Genomic DNA, 24,109 nt, shown 5'->3' on the forward strand with positions numbered 1-24,109 from the left:
TGTCAATGGCCATCAGAACTGACCCACCAGCGGCCAACAAAATTGACCCACCCGTGATCGTCAGCTGAGCGTCTTCTGCTTCAGCCGGTAGCTCTCCCCCCCGAGCAGGTAGAGGTGCGAGTGGTGGATGATCCGGTCGACGATCGGCACCGCCACGTTGTCGTCGTGGAAGAACTCCCCCCAGCTGGTGAAGTCTTTGTTGGTGGTGATGATCAGTGACCGGTGCTCGTAGAACCGATTGATCAGTTGGAACAGCGCGTAGCGCGCCTGCCGGCTCATCGGCAGGTAGCCCAGCTCATCGATCACCAGGGCGTCAACCTTGGCGAGCTTGTGCAGCGTCTTCTTCAGCTCGCCCTTCATCTCCGCCAGCTCTAGCTCCTCGACCAGATCCAGGGCGTTGCGGAACAGCACCCGGTATCCGGCCTCGATGGCCTTCTGCCCGATACCGATCGCCAGGTGGGTCTTGCCCACTCCCGGCGGACCGATGAACACCAGGTTCTCGCGGTTGTCGAGGAAGGCGAAGTCCAGCAGGGCGTTGACCTGGCGCTTGGTGATGGTGGTTTGGTGGCGGTAGTCGAACCCCTCCAACCGTTTGTCGCTGGGGAAGCCGGCCTGGCGCTGGTAGAGGTCGATGCGCTTGGCCTCGCGGGTCTGGCGCTCATGCTCGACCAGCATGTCGGCGAAGGCCAGGTAGGAGACCTCGTTGGCCTCGGCCTGGGCCAGCAGCGCGGTGAGGTCGCCGGCGATGGCGCCCAGGCGCAGGCTGCGGTAGCGCCCGGCGGTCAGCTCAAGCTGCCCCATGGATCACCTCCTGCTGGCCGCTGGAGTGGCCAAGCCGGCCGTACTGAGCCAACTCCACCGGTGTCGTGCATGGACCGCTGGGGGTGTCGCCCTCTGGATCCCGGCCCCGCGCCTTGGCGAGCCGCGCCGCCGCCAGCCGCTCCTTGAGGCCGCCGGCGGTGAGGCGCTCCCGGGTGACCCAGTCGCCGATCAGCGCCAGGTCCAGCATGTCCTCGCCCTCCAGCAGCTGCTTGGCGGCGCGCAGCTGGTCCTTGTAGTGGCGCGGCATGGCGGCACGCAGGCGCGCACAGAGCTGCTCCCCCAACGAGGCGCCAAGGCAGCGGATGATGGCCGTCTCAAGCTCCGCCTCCTGCTGGCGGTGGTCGCGGTAATGGCTCTCGTTGCGCAGCGTGCGGCCCTTGCCTAGGTGAAGGGCATGGGTGGCGATCTCGTCGCCGCTCTCCAGGTCATGGATCGCCAGGCGGTTTTCCGCTTCCCGGACGCCGACACGGCCCTGCTGGTAGGCCATCGGCACCGAGTACTTGTTGGCCTTCCAGGCGATCAGCCCGGTCTTGTCGACCCGGCGCGGGGCCATGCCGTCGGCCTCGCGGCCCACGCAGGCCGGCGTCAGGTAGGGGCGCAGGTGGCACCGTTCTTCGGCGTCGCACAGCGCCCTCGGCTGTTGGCCGGTGGTGCCATGAGTGCGCACGTTGGCGACCTCGTCGAGCCACTGCCGCACGTAAGCGCGCAAGTCGGCCTCGTCGCGGAATACCTCGCCATAGAAGGCATCCTGCTTGGCGTACTTCACCCCGGCTTCGACCTTGCCCTTGCTCTCCGGGTCGTAGCCGCAGCAGGCATGGATCCGGAAGCCGGCGGTGGTGGCGTACTCGTGGAAGCGCTGGTTCACCTCCAGCTCACGGAACTGCTCGCTGATCACCACCATCTTGGTCTGGTCGTAGACGCACTCCTCCGGCAGGCCGCCGAAGTAGCGGAAGGCCTCGTCGTGCAGGCGAATGAAGGTGGTGGTATCGAGCGGCGACAGGCTGATGCCGACATAGGTCAGGCGCGAGTAGGAGAGCACGAACACCACGAAGTACAGGGGGCGCGGCTCGCCGCCGATCATCACCTCACGCAGCTCACCCGGATCCACCTGGCACTGGACGCCGGGCACCATGTCGAGCACTGGCTCGTAGTAGCGCCGCTGCCGGCTGGCCACCGTGCTCTTCACCTGCTGCACGTAGCGACGCAGGGTACGTTCCGAGACCGCCAGCTCGCCGACCTTCTCGCGCAGCTTGCGGGCCACCTTGACGCTGCTCAGCCGGGGAAAGGTGCGCAGCAGGTAGACGATGTAGTCGCGGTGGGCGTCGAGTTTCTTCTCGCGCTCGCGGTTCGACTGCGCCGCCTCGATGGTCGCCTCGTCCTGGCGGAGGTACTTGCGGACGGTGTTGCGGGAGATGCCCAACTCCTGGCCGATGGCACGGATCGACAGGCCCTGTCCGTCATCGTGTAACGCTTTGATCTTGTGAATCATTCCCCAGTCCTTCACATCTCCGTCCCGACCCTTGGCTGAGCCGACACGGTAGGTGGATGGTGGCAGCGCTGCCACCTCGGGGGTGGGTCAGAAGCGTTGGCCGGTACTGGGTCAATTTACTTGGCCATTAACAACCGTGCTTGAAGGCACTCATACCAACGCTTTTTGGCTTGAAAAGGGAGCAATATGCATGCAGTGCGGGGATAACAGATTGGCAACACACACGCTGTCCTGGGTTGCCTACGTGAGGCCGCTGGTGGTCGCTGTGGTTTCTGGATTCGTGGGGTTACTGATTTCCACCGCTTTGGAAAAGCCATGGATTGCGATCGCAGCAGGGATCCTGGCCATCGCTTGGTTCGTATATCAGGTCTGCTACATCCGTAGCGTGCGACTTTATACCGACGATAGTGGGGTATGGCTCTATCAAGGGGTATTCCCGTGGCAGAAAGGGGTTGTTGGTGTGAAATGGCGTGACGTGGATGGTGCCCTTTTCCGCAAAGGGTTTATCAGCTGGGCGTGTCGATCCTATTTTGTGCAGGTTGGGCATCGTTATACCAAGGCCAGCGAGCTGATCATTTCTCATGTCGGGAAAGGGAATCAGTTTGTGGAGCACGTGAATCAAGAGCACCAGGCGCGTTTGCATGCCTTCGACTCCTCATCGAAGGCCGAGTCATTGACCCGCTAGCAGCTGCGCGATTGTTTGAAGCGTACCTTTCGGAAGTCCCGTACAGTGTTGAAGTAGCGGGGCTTCTTTTGTGATGCACTATAGCCTGTGCAGCTCCGAGGGGGGCACTTCAGCACCAAAAAAAGCCCGGACCTGAGGCCCGGGCTTTTTTTCGTCGCCTTGGCGGTTCAGACGACGCCGTGATCGATCATGGCGTCGGCGACCTTGCGGAAGCCGGCAATGTTGGCGCCCAGCACCAGGTTGGTGGGCTCGTCGAATTCCTCGGCGGTGTCGGCACACTGACGATGGATATTGGCCATGATTTCCTTGAGCTTCTCGTCGACCTTTTCGAGCGGCCATTGCTCCATGCTGTTGTTCTGGGCCATCTCCAGCTGGCTGGTCGCCACGCCACCGGCATTGGCGGCCTTGCCGGGCCCATAGGCGATCTTCGCCTCGAGGAAACGGTCCACGGCGTCTGCGGCGGAGGGCATGTTGGCACCTTCGCTGATGCAATAGACGCCGTTGGCAAGCAGGGCCTCTGCATCGGCGGCGGTGAGCTCATTCTGGGTGGCGCAGGGGAAGGCGGCATCGGCCTTGAAGCGCCAGACGGCGTGACCATCTTCCGGGTACTCATCGACTGGGGTATAGCTGGCCTCGGGGTGCTTCTCCAGATAGACCTCCAGCGACGCGCGATTGACTTCCTTGAGTTCCTTGAGCAGGTCGAGGTCGACCCCCTTGGCGTCATGCAGGGTGCCGCGGGAGTCGGTGCAGGTAACGGGCTTGGCGCCCATCTCGTACAGCTTCTCGATGGTATAGATCGCCACGTTGCCGGCTCCCGAGACGAGGCAGGTCTTGCCTTCCAGGGTCTTGCCGAGAGCTTCCAGCATGTTCTGGGCGAAGTAGACGGCGCCGTAGCCGGTGGCTTCCTTGCGGCCGATGGAGCCGCCCCAGTCCAGGCCCTTGCCGGTCAGCACGCCTTCATAGCGGCCGGTGAGGCGCTTGTACTGGCCGTAGAGATAACCGATTTCACGGCCGCCGACACCGATGTCGCCGGCGGGCACATCGGTATGTGGGCCGATATGCCGGTACAGCTCGGACATATAGGCCTGACAGAAGCGCATGATCTCGCCATCGGACCTGCCCTTGGGGTCAAAGTCCGAGCCGCCCTTGCCGCCACCAATGGGCAGGCCCGTGAGGGCGTTCTTGAAGATCTGCTCGAAGCCCAGGAACTTGATGGTGCCGGAGGTGACGCTGGGGTGGAAACGCAACCCGCCCTTGTAGGGGCCGAGTGTCGAGTTGAACTGGACCCGGTAGCCCTTGTTGACCTGGACGCGACCGGTGTCGTCGGTCCAGCAGATACGGAACATTATCTGGCGTTCCGGCTCGACGATGCGCTCGATGATGCTGTGTTCATGGTAGTGGGGGCTGCGCTTGAAGAGCGGACGCAGGCACTCGAGCACCTCTTCTGCCGCCTGGTAGAACTCGGTCTGGGCGGGACTGCTCTTGCGAAGGTTTTCCAGGGTCTCGTGAACGTAAGGCATCGTCGTATCCTGTACAGGGAGAATGTGCCGACCGCAGTGGGCCAATCTGAAAGTGGTTTCCACGGACAGTGACTATATAGCAATGCCCCATTATGCATCAACTGTATGGGTCATGCGTGCATTATGCGCAGTGAGGTGGCAGGCCATGGCTCGGCTCCGGGAAGGCCGCTATTCGTCTTCCCGGTGAACCCCCGTTCGCCGCTGCGACGGGCTTGTCAGGGTGATGGCGGCGGCTTCCCCTGAGGTGGGAGGGGTGCTAAGGTTCCCCGCCGCCGAGTGTTCCGGCAAAAAGCCTGGTTCCCGAGGTGTTGTTAAGGAAGGTGGGGCATGGAGAAGACGATGACTTACCCGGTAGAGCTGCTCTGTTACTGCCGCCCCGGTTTCGAGCCCGACCTGGCCGCCGAACTCGTCGATAAGGTTGCTTCGCTCGGCAGGGCGGGGCACGCCGACTACGCCCAGGGGGCGGGCTTCGTACGATTCCTGCTGCCCGAGGGAGAGGCGGCGAATGGCCTGCATCGTGACCTGCCCCTGAGCGGTCTGGTCTTTGCCCGGCAGAGCCTGGTGGCATTGCCGCCATTGACGCTGTCGCGGGATGATCGTCTGACCCCGATTATCGACCAGGTGATGGCCAGCGGCTGGAGTTTCGACAGCGTCTGGCAGGAAACACCGGATACCAACGATGGCAAGGCGCTGGCCGGACTGGCCAAGGCGCTGGAGCGTCCGCTCACTGCGTTGCTCAAGAAGCGCAAGGCCCTGCGCCGCAAGGCCGGCGGTCGTCGCCTTCATCTATTGTGGAGCGCCGGTGACCGTGTACAGCTGGGCATGAGTTTTCCGGGTAACCGCAGCGAGTTGCCGGGCGGCATTCGCCGTCTGCGTTTTCCCAAATCGGCCCCCAGCCGTTCCACTCTCAAGCTGGAAGAGGCGTGGCACGAATTTGTGCCGCGAGAGGAGTGGGGTGAGCGACTCGGCGAGGGCATGCAGGCGGCGGACCTGGGGGCGGCACCCGGTGGCTGGACCTGGCAGCTGGTACAGCGCGGCATGCATGTCTACGCTATCGACAACGGCCCGATGGACAAGGCGCTGATGGCGAGTGGGCTGGTCGAGCACCTGCATGAAGATGGCTTTACATGGGAGCCTCCGTATCGCCTGGACTGGCTGGTCTGCGATATTGTCGATAAGCCGTCACGGGTCGTGGCGATGGTGGAACGCTGGCTGGTTAGGCGCTGGTGCAGGGAGGCGGTTTTCAACCTCAAGCTGCCGATGAAGCGGCGCTGGCCGGAAGTGGAGGCCTGCCTGCGGCGGCTTGAGAAGGCATTGGAAGCCTCGCGAGTCGAGGCCGAAATCACCTGCCGTCACCTCTATCATGATCGTGAAGAGGTGACGGTGCATGTGCGGATCAAGATGTGACGCTCAGTGCGAGGTGGGTTCGTAGATGCGAATGCGTTCCTCCTCGGTGAGCAGTGGCTGCAGGCCCTGCATCACCTGAGAGCGGGTTTCGCTGGTGTACCACTCCTTCCAGGCGCGCAGGTCGCGCCACTTGGTTATCATCAGACGCCGATCGCTGTGACCCATTTCCACGAGGCTCTCGCCACTCACGAACCCCCTGGCCCCCAGGGACTGCCGCATGGCCTCGCGGGCCGCCTGTTCGTATTCTTCTTCGAGTCCGGGCATGATGCGGCGTTCGATAATGATCTTGATCATCTTGCAGGCTCCGACTGATTTTTTTTAGCAACCACGAGGTCTTCGATGGCGGAGATACACGACTTTCAGGCCGAGCTCGATACCACCGGGCTCTACTGCCCCGAGCCGATCATGCTGATGCACAACAGGGTCCGCGACATGCAGACGGGGGAGGTGCTCAAGGTGGTCGCCAGCGACCCGGCGACCACCCGCGACGTACCCAAGTTCTGCCAGTTCCTGGGCCATGAGCTGACCTATCAGCAGCAGGTCGGCGACAGCTACGTCTACTTTATCCGTTTGGGCTAATCCTGTCCCGGCGTCGTCGGCGACGTAGCGGTATCGCCATCCGACACGACCATCAGGGCCAGTGCCTCCAGGGTCGCCGGGTCTTCCTGGCGAATGCGGTTGGCGATCTGTCGCTGGAAGAAGTAGACCAGACGGTGTCGGCTGTGTCCGGGATAGAGGCAGGCATCGCCGAGCAGGATCGGTGTCTGTTCCACGCGGCGTTCGTCGGCGAGCAGTGCCTCGACGCTTCCATCGCTGTATAGGCGCCAGCCGAATACCTGCTTGAGCAGCCAGGGGTTGTCGCCCTCATCCATGCATAGGGCGTAGGTGCCCTGAATCTCGGGCAGTTGCTGGATCAGGGTAACCTGCTCGGTTTCCTCGTAGTCGAAGTAGCCGGCAGCATACTCCAGCTCCATCAGCTTGTGCTCGGGGGCGACGTCAAACAGCTCCTCGGTCTCGGGGTCGCGGTAGCCGACGAAGCGACCATGGTCGTCGTCGTCGAGGTGCTGACAGGGCGTCAGCGACTCCATCCACGGCACCAACCCCACCACCTCGCCATCTTCGCGAAGGCCCCAGGCCAGCAGTGGCATGCCATAGAGGATGTCGGGATTGGCGTCGAGGCGATACACCATCTCGAGCCCGTCGAGTTCCGGTGCCAAGCGGACCAGGCGGCGTCTGGCCTGCTGACGCTGGCGCCTGGCGTCCAGGTCGATGACCTGGGCCGAGCGGGGTGACAGCTGGGTTCCCATGGTGTCCCTCCAGGTGCTGCTTGATCTTGGAACCGGGCCGGGCGGCAAGCGCCTCGGGCCGGCACGGAAGCACTCTGCGTCATACGAGAACCACCAATAGCATAGACCCGCCCACAGGTTAAGCCCGTGGCGCATGAAGTCATCGTGGGACACGAGACTCAACAGCGTGAGGCGAGGCGCTCGCGTCGTTCCAGATGGCCCTGCCAGGCCCGACGAAATCTCGTGAAGGGTGCCTCGGCCTCGTGTCGGGAGAGCCAGGCTCGGCGGTATTCCTGTACGGCTTGCGGTGGATTCTCCACGCTTTCGAAGAGGGGGGTGAGGCCTGCCAGCCACCGCGTGGCGGCATCATCCAGTGTCGCGACCCAGCCGGCGAGTCGCTCGAACTCGGGTATCTGCCGGGGCCTGGCGATAAGGCCTTCCGACGGGCAGTGCCCGGGGGCGACGAGTGCCTGGTCGAGCAGGGCATTGGCTTCTTCGAGGCGCTGTTCGCCGAGTACCAGGGTGCGCAGCAGTTGCGCCGTGTAGGAACGCTCGTTGAGGGCTTGAAGGTGGTCCTCCAACGCCTCGGGGTCAGGCAGCGACAAGCTTGTCTCGAAGGGTGCGCGGCTGAGCCTGTGAAGGTAGTCGAGGGCGGCCAGTTGCTCACCCGGGGGGGCCAGGGTGTCCGGCTCCAGTGGCGAGCTGACCCGGGAGAAGTTCTTCGCCCACTCTTCTGAACCGAAGAGACCGTTCCAGGTGGCGAGGGGCAGCTGGCGGCGCTTGGTCGTGGTGAGCCGTTCGAGGCGCGCGCGGTCGTCCGCGGCGAGGCGGTCGGCTACCTCGCTGTTCCGGCATGCCGTGAGGCGCTGCCATAACGCGAGCTCATATTGCCAACGCTGGCTGGCGGGGGCGACGCGGCCCAGGGTGCTGTTGTGCTCTGCCACCAGCGTGGTGATATGGCATTCGCGCAGGGCGTAGACGTTGAGCAGGCTCTCGCGCGTTTCGGGCACGGGCAGGCGACGCTCGCGGAGTTCGGGGAAGGCACCGATATTGCGCGGCTGGGCGTGCTCGGGCGGCGCCACGCCGAGGCGCTCGGCGAGGGCCGCATGATAGTCGCGCAGCAGAAGGTCGCTGGCGCCTCCGCCGTCGCAGCCCGACAGCATCAGCGTCAGGGCGATGCCCATGGCGCTGCGGTAAAGGAAGTCAGGAATGAAGCGGGTCGCGTTCGCCATGAGCCACCGCCTTGCCGATTCGTCTCAATCGCTCACCGAGCATTACCGCGGCGGCGGTGAGCCCCGCAATCAGGCCGATCCAGTAACCATGAACGCCGAGAGGCCCCGTCAGGCCGGGAACGCCGCGGGTACCCAGCCAGTGGCCACCGGCCATGCCCACCAGCCAGTAGGAGGCCAGGGTGATCGCCATGATGATACGCGTGTCCTTGTAGCCACGCAGTGCGCCGGCCAGATTGACCTGCAGCGAGTCGGAGACCTGATAGATCATGGCCAGCAGGACCAGCGACAGGGCCAGTCCGGCCACTTCCGCATTGCGAGTATAGAGGCCGATCACGGGTTCCGCGGTGAAGCGCAGCAGCAGGCTATTGATCAGGGCCACGGCCAGGCAGAAGGCGATGCCGTGCCAGGCGACCCGACGCGCATAGCGATAGCGTTGTTGACCCAGGACGTTGCCGACCCGGACCGTCAGCGCCATGCTCAGCGACAGTGGCAGCATGAACAGTATGGACGTGTAGTTGAGTGCCACCTGGTGGGCGGCCACGGTGACCTCCCCGAGGCTGGCGATAAACAGGGCGATCAGCGTGAACAGCGTGACCTCGACGAAGATCGAGACCCCGATCGGGAGTCCCACGTAAAGCAGCTCACCGATCATCGGCCAGTGGGGGAGGCGGGGAACCTGCCACAAGGCGACCCTGCCATAGACTCGCGAATGGCGAGTATAGAGCGCCATGGTCAGGCACATGGTCCATAGCGAAAGGGCGGTGGCAATGCCGCAGCCCAGGGCCCCAAGCGCCGGCAGTGCCTGTATCCAGTCCGGTAACCATGGGCCCAGCAGGGCGGTCATTCCGTCACCGCCGTAGATCAACACGAAATTGCTGGGCACGTTGACGGCGAGCCCCGCCAGGCTGATCCACAGCGAGGGGCGGGTATGGTTCATGCCGTCGGAGAAGGCACGCAGGGCCTGGAAGAGGGCGGCCCCGGGCATGCCGAAGGCCACCGCGAAGAGATAGGTGCGGGAGCGTTCGGCGACCGCCTCGGGGACGTCCATCAGGGTGAAGATCGGCCCCACCGCGAACCACAGCAGTCCGGCGGCCAGCACGCCCAGCGCCAGTGCCACCCATAGCCCCTGGTGCACATTGGGCGTGATCTCGGCGATTCGCCGACCGCCCAGCAGCTGGGCGACGACGGGGGTAAGCCCCATCATGGTGCCGGTCATGAACAGCATCAGCGGCAGCCATAGGCTGGAGCCCACCGATACGGCCGCCAGGTCGGTGGCGCTGAGTCGGCCGGTCATCATCACGTCGGCCACGCTCATGCCCGCCTGGGCCAGCTGGGCGCCGCAGATCGGCAGGGCCAGTGCCAGCAGCAGGCGAGTCTCTTGGCGAGCGGTATCGAGAAGGATGGCCAGAAGACGGCTCAAGACGTGCACTCCATGCAGTCGGTAAGGGCGCTTATGCTAGCAGGGCCTGACGTTTTTTGCCCGACTCTCGGCGGGTATACTGGTGTTTCACCCACGACCATGGAGGCCGCGTGAAGCACCGCCTCGAGGACATCATCGCCCTGTTCGACGGGCTGTTTCAGGCGACTTACCAGACGCGCCTGGTGCGCGGCGGGGAGGAGCCTCTCTACCTGCCTGCCGACGCCGATTCACCCTGGCATCGGATCATTTTCGCGCGGGGGTTCTTTACCAGCGCGCTGCACGAGGTCAGCCACTGGTGCATCGCCGGCGCCCGGCGTCGCCAGCTCGAGGATTACGGCTACTGGTATCTGCCCGATGGGCGCGATGACGCCCAGCAGCGTGACTTCGAGGCCGTGGAGGTGGCGCCCCAGGCGCTGGAAATGCTTTTCTCCCGCGCCTGTGATCTGCGCTTCCATATCAGCGTCGACAACCTCGAAGGCGACGCCGAGGTGGATCGCGACGCCTTCCTGGCCAGGGTCGAGTCGCGGGCTCAGCGCTACGAACGTGAGGGCTTGCCACGCCGGGCCGAGGCGCTGCATGCCGCCCTGGAGGCCTTTTACCGTGATGGGGCACCGCTTGCCGAAGCGGTGGCGACGGGACGCCACCGCCTGCTGAGGGAACCGGCCTGACGCGCTGCCAAGGTGTCAGCCGTCGTCGAGGCCGTCGTCGAGGCGTTGATGGAGGTGCAGCATCACCTCGACCTCGTGTTCGGGACGCAGCGGTTCGAGACCCATTTCACCAAACAGTTCTCCCCGGGCGCGCGCCCAGTCGCCGGGTGCGAGGCCGTCATACAGGCTGTCCGCGGGGGCCAGCTCGACGAAGGGGTCGAGGCCAAAGGTGTCGAATAGAAGAGAAAGCGCCGCCTCGTCGTCGCCGACGCCGGCCGTGAACAGCGTGGCGTTGAAATGATCGTTCTCCAGCTCGCGGATCACGTCCAGCGGGCTGACCCCCATGCTACCCAGTTCCTCGAGGCTGTATCCGCCGAGGGAAACCAGCTCGGCCTCCAGCCACTCATCGTCGGGCTGGATCAGGGTGTGCTTGATGCGCCCGTCGGGCAGGGTCCAGGCGATCGCCAGCGGCAAGCCGCCCGCATCGCCGGTCTCCACGGCGATAAAGCCGGGGAGCGAAGTGTCATCGCCGTTAGATGGCATGTCGGGAGTCCTCATGGAGTTGTCTCATCGCGGCTCGCCTCGCGGGTGGCATTCGCTTCCAGCCGGAAGAAGCGCCGGGCCGTTGTGGTCGTGGCCGCCGCCAGATCGAGCTCGGAGTCGCCACGCCAGTAGGCGATCTCTCGCAGGATCCAGGGCAGCAGGGCCGGTTCATGACGCCTGCCCTTGAGCTTGGCAGGCAGGTTGCGCGGTAGTAGGTAGGGACAGTCGGTTTCGATCATCAGTCGCGTGGCGGGAATTTCGGCGACCCGTTCACGCAGGTGATGGCCGCGGCGTTCGTCACACAGCCAGCCGGTCAGGCCGATGTGCAGGTCCAGGTCGAGATAGCCGAACAGGGTGGCGCGGTCGGCGGTAAAGCAGTGCACCACGGCATCCTGGATCTCATCGCGCCAGGCATGCAGCATCTCGCGCATGCGCTGCCCGGCATCGCGCTCGTGGATAAACAGCGGCTTACCCGTCTCTGCGGCCAGCCCCAACTGAGCCTCGAAGGCATGCTCCTGCTCGGCGGGGGTGGAGAAATTGCGGTTGAAGTCGAGCCCGCATTCGCCCACCGCCACCACCTCGGGCTGGCGGTACAGTTCCCGCATGGCGGCTTCGAGGCGGGGGTTCCAGTGGCTGGCGTCATGGGGGTGCACCCCGGCGGTGGCATGCAGCGCCAGGCCCGCCCCCCCGTGCCGGCGGGCCAGGGCGACGGCCTGCTCGGCATGTTCGCGGTCGGTACCGGTGAGAATCAGCGTGGTCACATTGGCCGCCCGCGCGCGGTTCAGCACCGCCGGGAGGTCCCGCGCAAAGCTGTCATGGGTCAGGTTGGCGCCGATATCCACCAATGGACCGGGGGCGGTGAAGCGCAGCGCCTCGGGGAGAAAGTCGTCGAAGGGGTCGGCCACGCCTTGGCTCCTGTGCATGAGGGTTGGCAAAGGGGCCATTCTACCCGTCGGGCGCTTGCCGCGGCCACGTTCGGGCGCGCTTGCGTTACACTGGCGGCCTTCACGATCAAGAGAGGTTCGCGCGTGACCCTGCTACGTCTGGAACAGCTGCAACTGGCTTATGGTACCCATGTGCTTCTCGACAGTGCCGACCTGGTGCTCGAGAAGGGCGAACGCCTGGCCCTGGTGGGGCGCAACGGCACCGGCAAGTCGACCCTGTTGCGCCTGGTGGCCGGCGAGATATTGCCCGATGGCGGCAACATCTGGCGCGCCCCCGGGCTCAAGATCGGTGTGCTGGATCAGGAGCTTCCCGAGGCCTCGGGCCAGACCATCTTCGACATGGTGGCCGGAGGCCTGCCGGAGGCCGGTGACCTGCTCTCCGATTATCACCATCTGATTCATGAAGACGAGCCCGACATGCGTCGCATGTCCGAGCTGCAGACGCGGCTCGAGGCCATCGATGGCTGGTCCTTCCATCAGCGCATCGATGTAGTGCTGACCCGCCTGGGGCTTCCCGCCGAGGCCGAGATGGCCTCGCTCTCGGGGGGCTGGCGTCGTCGCGTGGCGCTGGCCCGGGCGCTGGTGGCCGAGCCCGATCTGCTGCTGCTCGACGAGCCCACCAACCATCTCGACCTCGACACCATCGCCTGGTTGGAGGAGCAGCTGCTGGACTTTCGGGGGGCCGTGCTCTTCATTACCCACGACCGTGCCTTCCTGTCGAAGCTTGCCACGACGATTCTCGAGCTGGACCGCGGCCGCCTGGGACGTTACCCCGGGGAATACGCCGCCTATCAGGCGCAGAAAAACCACGAGCTGGAAGTGGAGGCTCGCGAGCACGCCGAGTTCGACAAGAAGCTGGCCCAGGAGGAGGCCTGGATCCGTCAGGGGATCAAGGCCCGGCGAACCCGCAATGAGGGACGCGTCAGGGCGCTGGAACAGCTGCGCCGTGAGCGTAGCGAGCGGCGCGAGCGTCAGGGCAAGGCCTCGCTTTCCGTGGACAGCGGCGAACGCAGTGGCAAGCGGGTGGTGAGCCTCGAGCATGTCACCCAGCGCTTCGGCGATGAGACGGTGGTTCGCGATCTTACCCTGGAGGTCCAGCGCGGCGACCGCATCGGCTTCATCGGACGCAACGGTGCCGGCAAGACGACGCTGCTCAAGATCCTGCTCGGGGAGCTCGAGCCGAGCGAAGGCAAGGTACAGTTCGGGACCAAGCTGCAGGTGGCCTACTTCGACCAGCTGCGCGCCGGGCTGGAGCCGGAGAAGACGGTGTATGACAATGTGGCCCAGGGCAGCGACCGCGTGACCGTGGGCGGTCGCGACCGCCATGTAATGAGCTACCTGCAGGACTTCCTGTTCACGCCCGAACGGGTGCGCCAGCCGGTCAAGGCGCTCTCGGGTGGCGAGTCCAATCGCCTGCTGCTGGCCAAGCTGTTCACGCAGCCCGCCAATGTGCTGGTACTGGATGAACCGACCAACGACCTGGACGTGGAGACCCTGGAGCTGCTCGAGGAACTGCTGCTCGGCTTCGATGGCACCTTGTTGCTGGTTTCCCACGATCGGGCCTTCATGGATAACGTCGTCACCAGCGTGCTGGCCTTCGAGGGCGAGGGCCGGGTGCAAGAGTATGTGGGGGGCTACAACGACTGGGTGCGCCAGGGTGGCAGCCTGCCACCAGCCCCCTGGGAAGGGGCGGCGCGTCAGCATGTCGAACCGGTGGCGGAGGTGTCGTCAACGGATACCGGGAGCCAGGCGTCTTCGACGCCAGGCCCGTCGGCGCCGGGAAGCGGCGAGGCGAAGAAGCCGGTCAAGCTTTCGTACAAGCTGCAGCGCGAACTCGATGGTCTTCCGGCCCGGATCGAGCGACTGGAGGAAGACGTCGCCGCGTTCGAGGCCAGGGCAGGGGATCCGGCCTTCTATCGACAGGAGGCCAGCGAAGTGACGGCCACCCTGGATGCCCTGGCCGCGTGTCAGGCCGAGCTCGATGCGGCCATGGAACGGTGGATGGAGCTGGAAGCGCTTGCCGCCGGAGAGGCATAAAAAAGGCGCCCCGCGAGGCGCCTTTCCAAAGGGCGGGAAGAGGGTGATTATTCTGCGCTCTCTTCGCCTTTCTTGCCGACGCGGACGGCGAGTACATCGCACTGGGCCCCGTGAAGAACGCCGGTGGAGGTGGAGCCCAGCAGCAGGGCGAAGCCGTGGCGGCCATGCGAGCCGACCACGATCAGGTCGACGTCCTGCTCCTCGGCGAAGCGATGGATCTCGGTGTCGGGCATGCCGACCACCACGTGCTGGTCTTCCTTGGCCACATCGCCGTCGGCGATCTCGGCCAGGCGCTGCTTGGCATGTTCATCGAGCTGGTCCTGGATACTGGTCAGATCCATGGGGATGTCACCGCCATAGGCGAACCCCAGCGGCTCCAGGGTGTGCATGATGGAAAGCTTGGCATGGTTGCGATCGGCAATCTGGTGTGCACGTTCAAGCACCCTGTGGGAATCCTTGGTCAGGTCGACGGCGACCAGAACGTGACGGTATTCGTTGCTCATGGGAGGGCTCCTCGACGGGTGTCGTTCCTTAAAGGGGATGCTTTCACTCTAGGCCGGCTGGCTCGTCAAGACAACGATCTATATCAACTATTTCGCATTAACTCGAAGGGGAGACGCCGATGATCTGGCTGTTCATCCTGTTGGTCATGTTGCTGGTGGCTTCGCCGGTGATGTGGCTCAAGCCTAGCCCGCGACAGAAGCGCGTGGCGACCCTGCGCAATGCCGCCATGCAGCGCGGACTCAAGGTAGCGCTGCGGGTGCCACCGCTGCATGGCGATACGGTGCCGATGCCAGCCTATCGGTGGCACTATCCGCCGCAGCAGCCGGGGCCTGACTTCATGCTGGTACGCGACTCTTATGCGGCCGATGCCCTCAAGCCGTTCGGCCACGGCTGGCGCTGGCGCAAGGAACCGCTGCGCGGCCTGCCCGAAGCGCTGGAGGCCAGGCTCAAGCGGCTGGTGGAACGATTGCCCCAGGATGCCCTGGTAGTGGAGTCCGATACCGCCGCCTTGACCCTGTGGTGGCATGAGTCCCAGGGGTTCGAACGCTTCTCGACCTACCTGGAGGATTTTCAGGCCCTGCGCGATGGCCTGGCGAGGCGACCCGATCATCCGCAGATGTCGGGGCCGCCAGCGCCACCCCTGGTTTAAGGCTCGACGGCAGTATCGTCGCGGGCCTGCAGTGCCAGGCCGTTATCCTCGATGCGTGACAGCAGCTCGCCCAGGGTGGCGATTTCGTCCGCGTCGAGGCCGGCGAACATCTCGTCGCGGGCCTCCTGCACCACATCATCGATACGCTCGAGCAGTGGTGTAGCGGCGGCGGTGAGATAGACGCGCTTGGTGCGGCGGTCCTGATCGCAGGGCCGGCGCTCTACCAGCCCCTGCTCGGATAGCTGGTCCAGGGTGCGTACCAGTGAGGGAGCCTCGACGCCGATGGCCCGGGCCAGGTCGCACTGAGGTTGGCCGTCACCCAGCCGCCACAGGTGATAGAGCGTGACCCAGCGGGTCTGAGTCAGGCCCAGGGGAGCGAGACGCTCATCGATGATCGCGCGCCACAGCCGAGGTAACCGGCTAAGCTGAAACCCGATATTCTCTTGCATTGGCAATGGCCTTCGATTCAGGAAACATGCCTGGATTGTCGGAACCCGCCGCGTGGATTGCAAGCGGGCTTATCATTCGCTTTCCCGCACAGTTGATGATGTTGGTGTGTCGGTCGAGATAATGTTGCTGTTTGGTTTGCCGTCGTCGGGAATCAGGGACCGCCAGGCCAGCCCCGGCAGGCCTGCCGGCCGTTGTGGGCTGCCATCGGCCAGGGTCGCCGACTCATCCTCGGCGACGCGAAAGCGGATCACCCCGATGCGCTGCCCGCCCTCGGTCATCACGTCGATGCGCCAGCGTCCTGCCGGCGTATCGGGGAAGTTCTGCTTATGGCTCCAGGCGCGATAGCCTGCCTCGCGTCCCCCATCGATCACCAGCGGGATGCGGTCGACCTCCTCACCGTCGTGGCGCCACACATGGTAGACCTCTTCGCGCAGCCCGCGTGGCGCATGAATCGCCGTATAGGCGAAGAGCCCCTGGTGATTCAGTGCGTCGGGCGTGAGGCGCCGTTCGCCTCTGGGTTCCCGTGCGGCCACATCGAAGCTCGGCGAGAGCGCCGTGGCGGTGATCCACAGACTGGCCGGTGGCACCCAGATGCGTCCCAGCCAGGCGGCGCCGGCCAGGGGCAGCAACAGAGTGAGCGCCATCAACCAGCGTCGCCCACGTTGATTGGCGGTAAGGTGGAGCAGGCTCGGTAGACTGAACAACAACATGGCGGTGATGGCCAGCAGGAGGCTCTGGTAGGTCGTCAGATGGAGCAGTGTCGGCAGGGTGACCAGCACGACCAGGAAGACGCACTGGGCGTGAAAGGCGAAGTAGAGCCAGCGCAGGCGCTCGGCCACTCGATAGTAGAGCGGGTCGATGATGGAGAACAGCGCCATGCCGATCACCAGCAGGGTGAACAGAGCCTGTCCGCTGCTCCAGACCGTGGTCGCCAGCAGGAAGGGAAGACAGAAGAACAGCGTTTCCTGGTGGATCATCTGGGCAATGAACTGAGGGGCTCCCTGTGCCAGTGTGGGGTAGCGGCGCCGTGCCAGGAGTCGCCCGATCACACTCTCGAAGAGCAGCAACAGCCAGGCGGCCAGCATCCCCAGCGCCAGCAGCGCGCCGAGCCACTGTTGGCGCTCCGCCAGGAAGAAACTGCCGAGTCCCGCGGCGAAAGCCGCGGGGGGCCATAGCCAGCTCCATGGGCGGAGTCGTCGCACCAGCCCCTCGGCATGGGCCTGCAGGCGGGTGATATGGCTGGGGGGTGGCGTACTGTTCGGAGAGGGCATTCGCGTATCTGCTGGGCTGACCGATTCGATAAGCCAGTTATCCTAGCAGTATTGGCCGGCGTTCGACCCCGATGCCACCCATGGCGGAAAGCGTCGGCAGTGGCATGAGTCATGTTGTCACGCTGGTAACCCGGAACTTCGGGCAAGAGACTTGACGCGAAGGCCAGGCTGAACCAAGCTGTTAGCCATTCAAACGGCCGTATGAAATCGGGAGATTCGTGAAATGATCTATCAGGGCAATGCCATCACGGTAGTGCGAGGCGATGATGATGTCGCCACGCTTACCTTCGATCTGAAGGATGAGTCGGTCAACACGCTCTCCAGCGCAGTGATCACGGAGCTGGGTGAGGCCATCGAGGCGCTCCGCAACGAGAACGGCGTAGAGGGCCTGCTGCTGGCCAGCGCCAAGGAAGCCTTTATCGTCGGTGCCGACATTACCGAGTTCCAGGTGATGTTCGGCAAGGGCGCCGACTTCCTGGAATCGATGCTGATGCAGGTTCACGATATCTTCAATGCCATCGAGGACCTGCCGTTTCCCACCGTGACCGCGATCAACGGGCTGGCGCTGGGGGGTGGCTGCGAGGTGCTGTTGACCACCGACTTCCGGGTAATGAGTGAGTCGGCTCAGATTGGCCTGCCGGAGACCCAGCTGGGTATCCTTCCGGGATGGGGGGGATGCGTGCGGCTGCCGCGCCTGATCGGTGCCGACAATGCCATCGAATGGATCGCCGGTGGCACCCAGAATCGATCAGATGCCGCCCTGAAGATGGGCGCCGTGGATGCCGTCGTGCCGGCCGAGCAGTTGGAAGCCGCGGCCCGGGATATCCTGGCCCGAGCCATGGCCGGCGAGCTGGACCACCGCGCGCGCCGTGAGGAGAAGCGCCAGCCTCTCAAGCTGGGCCCCATCGAGCAGATGATGGCCTTCGAGACGGCCAAGGGATTCGTGGCCGGCAAGGCGGGCCCGCATTATCCGGCGCCGGTGGAAGCGATCAAGGTGATCCAGAAGGGCGCCGGAGAGACGCGTGACCGGGCTCAGGCCATCGAGGCCAAGGCCTTCGTCAAGCTGGCGATGACCGATGTCGCCTTCAACCTTGTCGGCCTGTTCATGAACGACCAGGTCGTCAAGAAGAAGGGCAGTCACTACGAGAAGCAGGCCTCTCCGGTGACCCAGGCCGCCGTGCTGGGTGCCGGCATCATGGGCGGTGGCATCGCCTACCAGAGCGCTTCCAAGGGCACGCCCATCCTGATGAAGGACATCAAGGACGACGCCATCGAGCTGGGCCTCAAGGAGGCGCGCAAGCTGTTCACCAAGCAGGTCGAGCGTGGCAAGCTCACCTCCGCGAAGATGGCCGAGCGACTCAGCAATATCCGGCCGACCCTCTCCTACGGTGACTTCGGCAATGTCGACCTGGTGGTCGAGGCGGTCGTCGAGAACCCCAAGGTCAAGGATGCGGTGTTGACCGAGGTGGAAGGCGAGGTCAGCGAAGAGACCGTACTGGCCTCCAATACGTCCACGATCTCCATCAACCAGCTGGCGGCCAACCTCAAGCGCCCCGCGAACTTCTGCGGGATGCACTTCTTCAATCCGGTGCATCGCATGCCGCTGGTGGAGGTGATTCGCGGTGAGCAGACCAGCGACGCCGCCGTGGCCGCGACCGTGGCCTATGCCCGGGCCATGGGCAAGACGCCGATCGTGGTCAACGACTGTCCGGGCTTTCTGGTCAACCGCGTGCTCTTCCCCTACTTCGGCGGCTTCAGCCTGCTGATGGAGCAGGGCGCCGACTTCCACCGGGTCGACAAGGTCATGGAGAAGTTCGGCTGGCCCATGGGACCTGCCTACCTGCTCGACGTGGTGGGCATGGATACCGCGGTTCACGCCGGCGAGGTAATGGCCAGGGGCTTCCCCGAGCGCATGGGCAGCCTGGGTGGCGAGGGCGAAAAGAGCGCCATTCAGCTGATGTACGAGAATCAGCGCCTGGGGCAGAAGAACGCCAAGGGTTTCTACGCCTACGAGGAAGACCGCAAGGGCAAGCCCAGGAAGGTGCGTGACGAGGCCGCCATCGAGCTGGTCAAGGGCGTGGCCAAGGAGAGTCGTGAGTTCAGCGACGAGGACATCATCGCCCGGATGATGGTGCCGCTGTGCCTGGAAGCCGTGCGCTGCCTGGAGGATGACATCGTCGGCAGCCCGGCCGAGGCCGATATGGCGCTGATCTACGGCATCGGCTTCCCGCTCTTCCGCGGGGGGGCGCTGCGCTATATCGATGCCATGGGAGCCGAGGCCTTCGTCGCTCAAGCCGATGAGCTGGCCGAGGAACTGGGTGCCCTCTACGCACCCACCGACAAGCTTCGCGAGATGGCCGCCGCCGGCGAGCGCTTCTATCCCACACCGGCCCAGGCCTGAATTCGCCACCACAACAGGAGTAGCAAGATGCGTTTGAATCCGAGAGATATCGTGGTGGTCGACTGTGTGCGCACCGCCATGGCCAAGGCCAAGAACGGCGCGTTTCGAAACGTGCGTGCCGAGAACCTGTCCGCCGCCGTCATGCAGTCGCTGTTCGACCGCAATCCGGGCCTCGACCCGTCAGAAGTGGATGACGTGATCTGGGGCTGCGTCAATCAGACCCTGGAGCAGGCCATGAATATCGCCCGGAACGCGGCGATCATGACCGGCATTCCGCGCACCGTCCCCGCCCAGACGGTCAATCGTCTGTGTGGCTCCTCGATGAGCGCGCTGCATATCGCCGCGGCCAACATCAAGGCCGGCATGGGGGATTTCTACGTGATCGGCGGCGTGGAGCACATGGAGCATGTGCCCATGACCCACGGCGTCGACGTCAACCCGGCGGCCAGCAAGCACGCCGCCAAGGCGGCGATGATGATGGGTCTGACCGCCGAGCTGCTGGGCAAGATGCATGGCGTCTCACGGGAAGACCAGGATGCCTTCGGCGTGCGCTCTCACCAGCGCGCCCAGGCCGCCATGGAGAAGGGCGGCTTCGATAACGAGATCATCGGCGTGGAGGGGCATGACGCCAACGGCTTCCGGGCCCTGATCCAGCATGATGAAGTGATACGGGCCGATGCCAGCCTGGAGAGCATGGCCGCCCTCAAGCCGGCCTTCGACCCGCGCGGTGGTACCGTCACGGCGGGGACCTCCTCGGCGCTCTCGGTGGGGGCCTCGGGCATGGCGGTGATGAGCTACGAGCGCGCCCAGGCGCTGGGCCTCGAGCCTGTCGCGCGGGTGCTCTCCACCGGTGTGGCCGGCTGCGATGCCTCCATCATGGGCTATGGTCCGGTGCCGGCCTCGAAGCAGGCGCTCAAGGCCGCCGGCCTCGGTGTCGATGACATCGACACCGTGGAGCTTAACGAGGCCTTCGCCGCCCAGTCGCTGCCGGTGCTCAAGGATCTGGGCCTGCGCGATGTGATGGACGAGAAGGTCAACCTGCACGGCGGCGCCATCGCCCTGGGCCACCCGCTGGGCTGCTCCGGTGCGCGCATCAGCACCACCCTGCTCAACGTGATGCGCGAGCGCGATACCACCCTGGGCCTGGCCACCATGTGTATCGGCATGGGTCAGGGCGTGGCCACGGTGTTCGAACGCCTGAAGTGACGTCAGCATCGACTTGATGCAGGACACAGCGACGGCGCCCTCGGGGGCGCCGTCGCTGTTTCAGGCCGAGGAGAACTACAGCACGCCCGCCTCGAGCCCGGCGGCCATGGCCATGCCGAGCTCTTTTACCTGGTCAAGGAACTCTTCCTGCCATTCACCGCGCAGTATCAGCGGCTCCTGTACCCAACGCCAGCGCAGCCCTGTGGTGATGGATTCAATCGCCTGGCGAGTGCCGGTGCCATCGTGACCTGCACGAATATAAAAGGTAAATGGCATGCCCTGGGTCTGGTCCAGACAGGGGTAGTAGCACCTGTCGAATACGTCCTTTACCAAGCCTGCCATGTACCCCAGGTTTTCCGTCGTTCCCAGAATGATGGCGTCGGCCGACTTGATATCCTCGGGTTGCGTTTCAAGGGGAGCTAGCGACTGTACTTCCACATTTTCTATTGCGGGATCAGAAGCGCCATTGATGACGGCTTCTAACATTTTCCTGGTGTTCTCGGACGGGGCGTGAGCAATGACGAGAAGTTTCTTTGTGGCAGACATGGAGGCCTCCGAACGAATTGCCGTATCGCGCCTGAATACCGTCGGTCGGGTGGAAATGGGGCGTTTGTGGTACCGGAGCCCACCATAAGGCGTATCGAGTCGATAGCATCGTCATCTGGACTCCGGAAGGTCAGTGGTCTGATGCGTTGTTTCCGGATGAGTATAGGGCTGTCGCAGGGCGATGCTAAGCGCAGGAATAAACGCCAGCAGCAGCAGGCCAAAGGGAAGACCACTGGCGACCGCCGCCGATTGCAGTGCTCCCAGCCCGCCCGCGCGTAGCAGGAAGGCGGTCACCAGGCCGACGCAAGCGACCCAGAAAAACCGCTGTCGCCAGCTGGGTTCCTCGCCATTTGACGTTAGTGTCGCGACCACCAGCGCGCCGGAATCCGCCGAGGTGACAAAAAACACCAGCACCACCAGTACGGCCACACCCATGGTCAGGGTGCTCAACGGCAGGTAATCGAGCAGACGGTACAGGCTGGCGTCGGGTGCGGTGGCCACGATCTCGGCAAAGCCGGCGTCGGCAAACAGCTCAAGAAACAAGGCGTTGCTGCCAAACACCGTCATCCACAGGAAATTGAAAGACGTGGGGACCAGCAGCACGCCCAGCAGGTATTCGCGGATGGTGCGGCCCTTCGAAACCTGAGCGATGAACATGCCGACAAACGGTGACCAGGAGATCCACCAGCTCCAGTAGAATATCGTCCACTTCGATTGCCAGTTAGTGCCGGTATACGTCTCGTTCCAGGTCGAAAGCTTGGACAGGTCGTTGATATAGGTACCTAGATGCTCACCCAGGGCCTTGAAGATAAATAGCGGCTCGCCGGCGAACAGCACGAAAAGCATCAGGCCTGCCGCAATCAGCAGATTAAGCTTGCTGAGCAGACGCACCCCGTTACCCAGCCCGCTGAGTACACTGACCAGCGCCAGGGCGCAGACGCCACCGATAACGATGAGGTTGAGTCTCAGGTCGGCATCCAGGCCGCTGAGCTCGGCAATGCCGGCGCTGGCCTGACTGGCCCCCAGACCCAAGGAGGTGGTGATGCCAAAAATAGTACCAATGACGGCGGCCAGATTGGCGAACCAGCCCAGGCGCCGTGCCCTGGCAGGTGACATCAGCTCGCGCAGCGGTGCCTCGAAGCTGAGCCGATGGCCGGCATTATAGTGAAAGAAGGCCAGCGTCAGCCCAACCAGCGCATAGACGCCCCAGGGGTGCAGCCCCCAGTGCAGGAAGGTCATTTCCATGGATATCTGTGCGGCCTCGGCATCCGTATCGAGATAGGGCCTGAACGAGGCGAAGTGCTGCAGCGGTTCGGAAACGCTGTAGAACAGCAGGCCAATGCCCATGCCGGCGGCAAACAGCATGCCGAACCAGTCGAGCCGGCTGAATTCGGGACGGGCATCCGGCCCGCCCAGACGAATCCGTGCCAGTGGTGTAAATAGCAGGTAAAGCGCAAACAGCAGCACGGCATTCATGATAAAGATGAGTAGCCAGCCGGTGGAGCTCGCCAGTGTGCCCTGCAGGCGCGAGAACAGGTCTGCCGCCGTCTCACCGCGAAGGCCTACGAATGCCAGCAGCAGTGCAATGATGGTGGACGAGATGATGAACAGACTCATCCGCTTGAGCGATTGCATGATGATGGGCTCCGTTGGCCGATACAGCAGCTAATGATGCGTTGTCAGGCAGGCAGGTGGGGTGGGGCTGGTTGCTTAGTTAGCCTGGATAACTATATATAAAATTGTAACAAGCTTATACTGACAAGTCTTTTTGTGCAGGCATGAGCACCGTAAAACGCGGGGCTGGCACGCCAATGACATGCCTCACCTTCATGCCGTTTCCTGGGAGTCGATAGACGATGTGCATAAAAACCGGGTCTGCGTCCGGATATTTCACCGGGCTGCGATGTCTGGCTGGCTTGGTGCTGATGGCTCTGGCTCTCGCCGCCTGCTCCGACTCCGAACAGGCCTTCGAGGTTGGCGAGGCGCAGCCGCCTGCCGTGCTGGTGGCACCCGTGGTCGAACGTTCGATCAGCGCCGGCGAGTCGAAGGTGGCGCGCACTCGCGCCGTGCACCGGGTGGAACTGCGCGCGCGAGTGTCTGGCCCGCTGGTGACACGTAACTTCGAGGCCGGTGCACAGGTGGAAAAAGGACAGCTGCTGTTCGCCATCGAGCCCGATCAGTACGAAGCCGATGCGGCAGCGGCGGCGGCCACCGTGGCCGAGGCCGAGGCCAGTCGAGACAAGGCCAGCCAGTATCTAAGGCGCCTGCAGTCGGTGGCACGCGGCGGGGTGGCGGCGTCCGACCTGGAAACGGCACGCAATGATGTTCAGACCGCCGAAGCCAGGCTTGCGCAGGCGCGTGCGCGCCAACAGGCGGCTGATCTGCAGCTGAGCTATACCCGGATTCACGCGCCGATTTCCGGCCGCATCAGTGAAGCCGAGGTTGATACCGGCAACCTGATTGGTCCCGACAGCGGTGTGCTGGTCACTATCGTGCAGCTGGACCCCATCCACGTTGACTTCACCGTCAGTGAGCGTGAAACCACGCGTTTCATTCAACAGCATCGCGAGGCAGATGACGCCCAATCCGGCATCGATGACTATCAGCTGCGCTTGCGCCTTTCCGATGACAGCCTCTTTGAGCAGACCGGCCGGCTGGACTATGTGGCCAGCGAAGTGGATCGCTCGACCGGTACGCTGGCCATGCGTGCGGTGGTGGATAATCCGGATGGCGTGCTGCGCCCCGGCCAGTTCGTGACGGCACTGATCTCGGACAGCGAGCCCCAGAAGCGCCTGGTAATTCCTCAGGCCGCAGTGCAGCAGGACAAGCAAGGCTACAGCGTGTTCGTGGTTGACGGCGACGGCGAAGTGTCGCGCCGCGAGGTCAAGCTTGGCGAGCGGCGCAAGGTCGAGTGGATCGTCGAATCGGGCTTGCGCGCTGGAGAAAACGTGATCTTCCAGGGTCTGCAGAAGGTGCGTCCAGGCATGAGGGTGGACACCGAGCAGGGAGACCCTCGCGCCGGGCTCATCGACGAGTCGGGGAGCTAAGCC

Annotated in this window: 23 protein-coding genes; 9 read left to right on the forward strand and 14 right to left on the reverse strand. The window is 64.1% G+C overall.

The genetic code is table 11. The annotated features are described in order from the left end of the window. Positions 1 to 60: 60 nt before the first annotated feature. On the reverse strand, positions 61 to 801 hold the full coding sequence (gene istB / locus Q358_RS0108045; protein ID WP_027961581.1) for an IS21-like element helper ATPase IstB: 741 nt from the start codon (positions 799 to 801) through the stop codon (positions 61 to 63). Continuing rightward, positions 788 to 2,311 carry an IS21 family transposase gene (gene istA / locus Q358_RS0108050; protein ID WP_043487891.1) on the reverse strand — a complete coding sequence of 508 codons (1,524 nt, stop codon included), beginning with the start codon at positions 2,309 to 2,311 and terminating at the stop codon, positions 788 to 790. The genes istB and istA overlap by 14 nt, the downstream gene beginning before the upstream one ends. Before the next feature lie 211 nt (positions 2,312 to 2,522). Here istA and Q358_RS16855 point away from each other — a divergent pair, with 211 nt between their 5' ends. Further along, positions 2,523 to 2,996 carry a hypothetical protein gene (locus tag Q358_RS16855; RefSeq protein ID WP_211248319.1) on the forward strand — a complete coding sequence of 158 codons (474 nt, stop codon included), beginning with the start codon at positions 2,523 to 2,525 and terminating at the stop codon, positions 2,994 to 2,996. Positions 2,997 to 3,163: 167 nt separating this feature from the next. Here the strand turns inward: Q358_RS16855 and gdhA are convergent, their stop codons facing one another. After that, positions 3,164 to 4,516, reverse strand: a complete 1,353-nt coding sequence (gdhA, locus tag Q358_RS0108060; RefSeq protein ID WP_027961583.1) for an NADP-specific glutamate dehydrogenase — start codon at positions 4,514 to 4,516, stop codon at positions 3,164 to 3,166. Between the two features lie 327 nt (positions 4,517 to 4,843). Here gdhA and rlmM point away from each other — a divergent pair, with 327 nt between their 5' ends. Continuing rightward, positions 4,844 to 5,923, forward strand: coding sequence for a 23S rRNA (cytidine(2498)-2'-O)-methyltransferase RlmM (rlmM, locus tag Q358_RS0108065; RefSeq protein ID WP_027961584.1), 1,080 nt, complete (start codon positions 4,844 to 4,846; stop codon positions 5,921 to 5,923). Between the two features lie 3 nt (positions 5,924 to 5,926). On the opposite strand, the gene Q358_RS0108070 is transcribed toward rlmM, so the two are convergent. Next, positions 5,927 to 6,217: an antibiotic biosynthesis monooxygenase family protein gene (locus Q358_RS0108070; protein ID WP_027961585.1), complete on the reverse strand. Its 291-nt coding sequence runs from the start codon at positions 6,215 to 6,217 to the stop codon at positions 5,927 to 5,929. A gap of 45 nt (positions 6,218 to 6,262) precedes the next feature. Here Q358_RS0108070 and tusA point away from each other — a divergent pair, with 45 nt between their 5' ends. Next, complete coding sequence (tusA, locus tag Q358_RS0108075; RefSeq protein ID WP_027961586.1) at positions 6,263 to 6,502, forward strand: sulfurtransferase TusA; 240 nt, start codon at positions 6,263 to 6,265, stop codon at positions 6,500 to 6,502. Here tusA and Q358_RS16860 read toward each other — a convergent pair. From Q358_RS16860 to Q358_RS0108090, 3 genes are all read right to left on the reverse strand, one after another. After that, a complete protein-coding gene (locus Q358_RS16860; RefSeq protein WP_051530253.1) occupies positions 6,499 to 7,230 on the reverse strand; it encodes a hypothetical protein in 732 nt (243 codons plus the stop codon). The two genes, tusA and Q358_RS16860, sit on opposite strands and share 4 nt — an antisense overlap. Before the next feature lie 158 nt (positions 7,231 to 7,388). After that, positions 7,389 to 8,441 carry a DUF3080 family protein gene (locus Q358_RS0108085; protein ID WP_051530254.1) on the reverse strand — a complete coding sequence of 351 codons (1,053 nt, stop codon included), beginning with the start codon at positions 8,439 to 8,441 and terminating at the stop codon, positions 7,389 to 7,391. After that, positions 8,413 to 9,861: an MATE family efflux transporter gene (locus Q358_RS0108090; protein ID WP_027961588.1), complete on the reverse strand. Its 1,449-nt coding sequence runs from the start codon at positions 9,859 to 9,861 to the stop codon at positions 8,413 to 8,415. Before Q358_RS0108090 ends, Q358_RS0108085 begins: the two co-directional genes overlap by 29 nt. A gap of 110 nt (positions 9,862 to 9,971) precedes the next feature. On the opposite strand from Q358_RS0108090, the gene Q358_RS0108095 reads away from it, so the two are divergent. Beyond that, positions 9,972 to 10,529 (forward strand): elongation factor P hydroxylase, encoded by a 558-nt coding sequence (locus Q358_RS0108095; RefSeq protein ID WP_027961589.1) that lies wholly within the window; start codon positions 9,972 to 9,974, stop codon positions 10,527 to 10,529. A 15-nt stretch (positions 10,530 to 10,544) separates the two neighbouring features. Here the strand turns inward: Q358_RS0108095 and Q358_RS0108100 are convergent, their stop codons facing one another. Both Q358_RS0108100 and Q358_RS0108105 read right to left on the reverse strand, forming a co-directional pair. After that, positions 10,545 to 11,066 (reverse strand): hypothetical protein, encoded by a 522-nt coding sequence (locus Q358_RS0108100; protein ID WP_245598293.1) that lies wholly within the window; start codon positions 11,064 to 11,066, stop codon positions 10,545 to 10,547. Then, on the reverse strand, positions 11,063 to 11,974 hold the full coding sequence (locus Q358_RS0108105; RefSeq protein WP_043487893.1) for a TatD family hydrolase: 912 nt from the start codon (positions 11,972 to 11,974) through the stop codon (positions 11,063 to 11,065). The genes Q358_RS0108100 and Q358_RS0108105 overlap by 4 nt, the downstream gene beginning before the upstream one ends. Before the next feature lie 105 nt (positions 11,975 to 12,079). On the opposite strand from Q358_RS0108105, the gene Q358_RS0108110 reads away from it, so the two are divergent. Next, on the forward strand, positions 12,080 to 14,032 hold the full coding sequence (locus tag Q358_RS0108110; protein WP_027961592.1) for an ATP-binding cassette domain-containing protein: 1,953 nt from the start codon (positions 12,080 to 12,082) through the stop codon (positions 14,030 to 14,032). 47 nt (positions 14,033 to 14,079) lie between these two features. Here the strand turns inward: Q358_RS0108110 and Q358_RS0108115 are convergent, their stop codons facing one another. Further along, positions 14,080 to 14,535 carry a universal stress protein gene (locus Q358_RS0108115; RefSeq protein WP_027961593.1) on the reverse strand — a complete coding sequence of 152 codons (456 nt, stop codon included), beginning with the start codon at positions 14,533 to 14,535 and terminating at the stop codon, positions 14,080 to 14,082. A gap of 119 nt (positions 14,536 to 14,654) precedes the next feature. Between Q358_RS0108115 and Q358_RS16865 the strand changes: the two genes are divergently transcribed. Beyond that, positions 14,655 to 15,185, forward strand: coding sequence for a hypothetical protein (locus Q358_RS16865; protein WP_043487896.1), 531 nt, complete (start codon positions 14,655 to 14,657; stop codon positions 15,183 to 15,185). On the opposite strand, the gene slyA is transcribed toward Q358_RS16865, so the two are convergent. Both slyA and Q358_RS16870 read right to left on the reverse strand, forming a co-directional pair. After that, positions 15,182 to 15,634: a transcriptional regulator SlyA gene (gene slyA / locus Q358_RS0108125; RefSeq protein ID WP_027961594.1), complete on the reverse strand. Its 453-nt coding sequence runs from the start codon at positions 15,632 to 15,634 to the stop codon at positions 15,182 to 15,184. The genes Q358_RS16865 and slyA overlap by 4 nt on opposite strands. Before the next feature lie 72 nt (positions 15,635 to 15,706). After that, a complete protein-coding gene (locus Q358_RS16870; RefSeq protein WP_043487898.1) occupies positions 15,707 to 16,906 on the reverse strand; it encodes a DUF5924 family protein in 1,200 nt (399 codons plus the stop codon). A 223-nt stretch (positions 16,907 to 17,129) separates the two neighbouring features. Here Q358_RS16870 and fadB point away from each other — a divergent pair, with 223 nt between their 5' ends. Further along, positions 17,130 to 19,307, forward strand: coding sequence for a fatty acid oxidation complex subunit alpha FadB (gene fadB, locus Q358_RS0108135; RefSeq protein WP_027961595.1), 2,178 nt, complete (start codon positions 17,130 to 17,132; stop codon positions 19,305 to 19,307). Between the two features lie 27 nt (positions 19,308 to 19,334). Further along, positions 19,335 to 20,513, forward strand: a complete 1,179-nt coding sequence (gene fadA / locus Q358_RS0108140) for an acetyl-CoA C-acyltransferase FadA (protein WP_027961596.1) — start codon at positions 19,335 to 19,337, stop codon at positions 20,511 to 20,513. A gap of 75 nt (positions 20,514 to 20,588) precedes the next feature. Here the strand turns inward: fadA and Q358_RS0108145 are convergent, their stop codons facing one another. Both Q358_RS0108145 and Q358_RS16875 read right to left on the reverse strand, forming a co-directional pair. Beyond that, positions 20,589 to 21,059: a flavodoxin family protein gene (locus Q358_RS0108145; protein WP_027961597.1), complete on the reverse strand. Its 471-nt coding sequence runs from the start codon at positions 21,057 to 21,059 to the stop codon at positions 20,589 to 20,591. Positions 21,060 to 21,170: 111 nt separating this feature from the next. Further along, complete coding sequence (locus Q358_RS16875; protein ID WP_051530255.1) at positions 21,171 to 22,694, reverse strand: BCCT family transporter; 1,524 nt, start codon at positions 22,692 to 22,694, stop codon at positions 21,171 to 21,173. A gap of 290 nt (positions 22,695 to 22,984) precedes the next feature. Between Q358_RS16875 and Q358_RS16880 the strand changes: the two genes are divergently transcribed. Next, the gene (locus Q358_RS16880; protein ID WP_169735510.1) at positions 22,985 to 24,106 is read left to right on the forward strand and encodes an efflux RND transporter periplasmic adaptor subunit; all 1,122 of its coding nucleotides are present in this window, start codon (positions 22,985 to 22,987) and stop codon (positions 24,104 to 24,106) included. Positions 24,107 to 24,109: the final 3 nt, after the last annotated feature.

This window comes from Halomonas halodenitrificans DSM 735 (assembly GCF_000620045.1).
Classification (GTDB): Bacteria; Pseudomonadota; Gammaproteobacteria; order Pseudomonadales; family Halomonadaceae; genus Halomonas; species Halomonas halodenitrificans.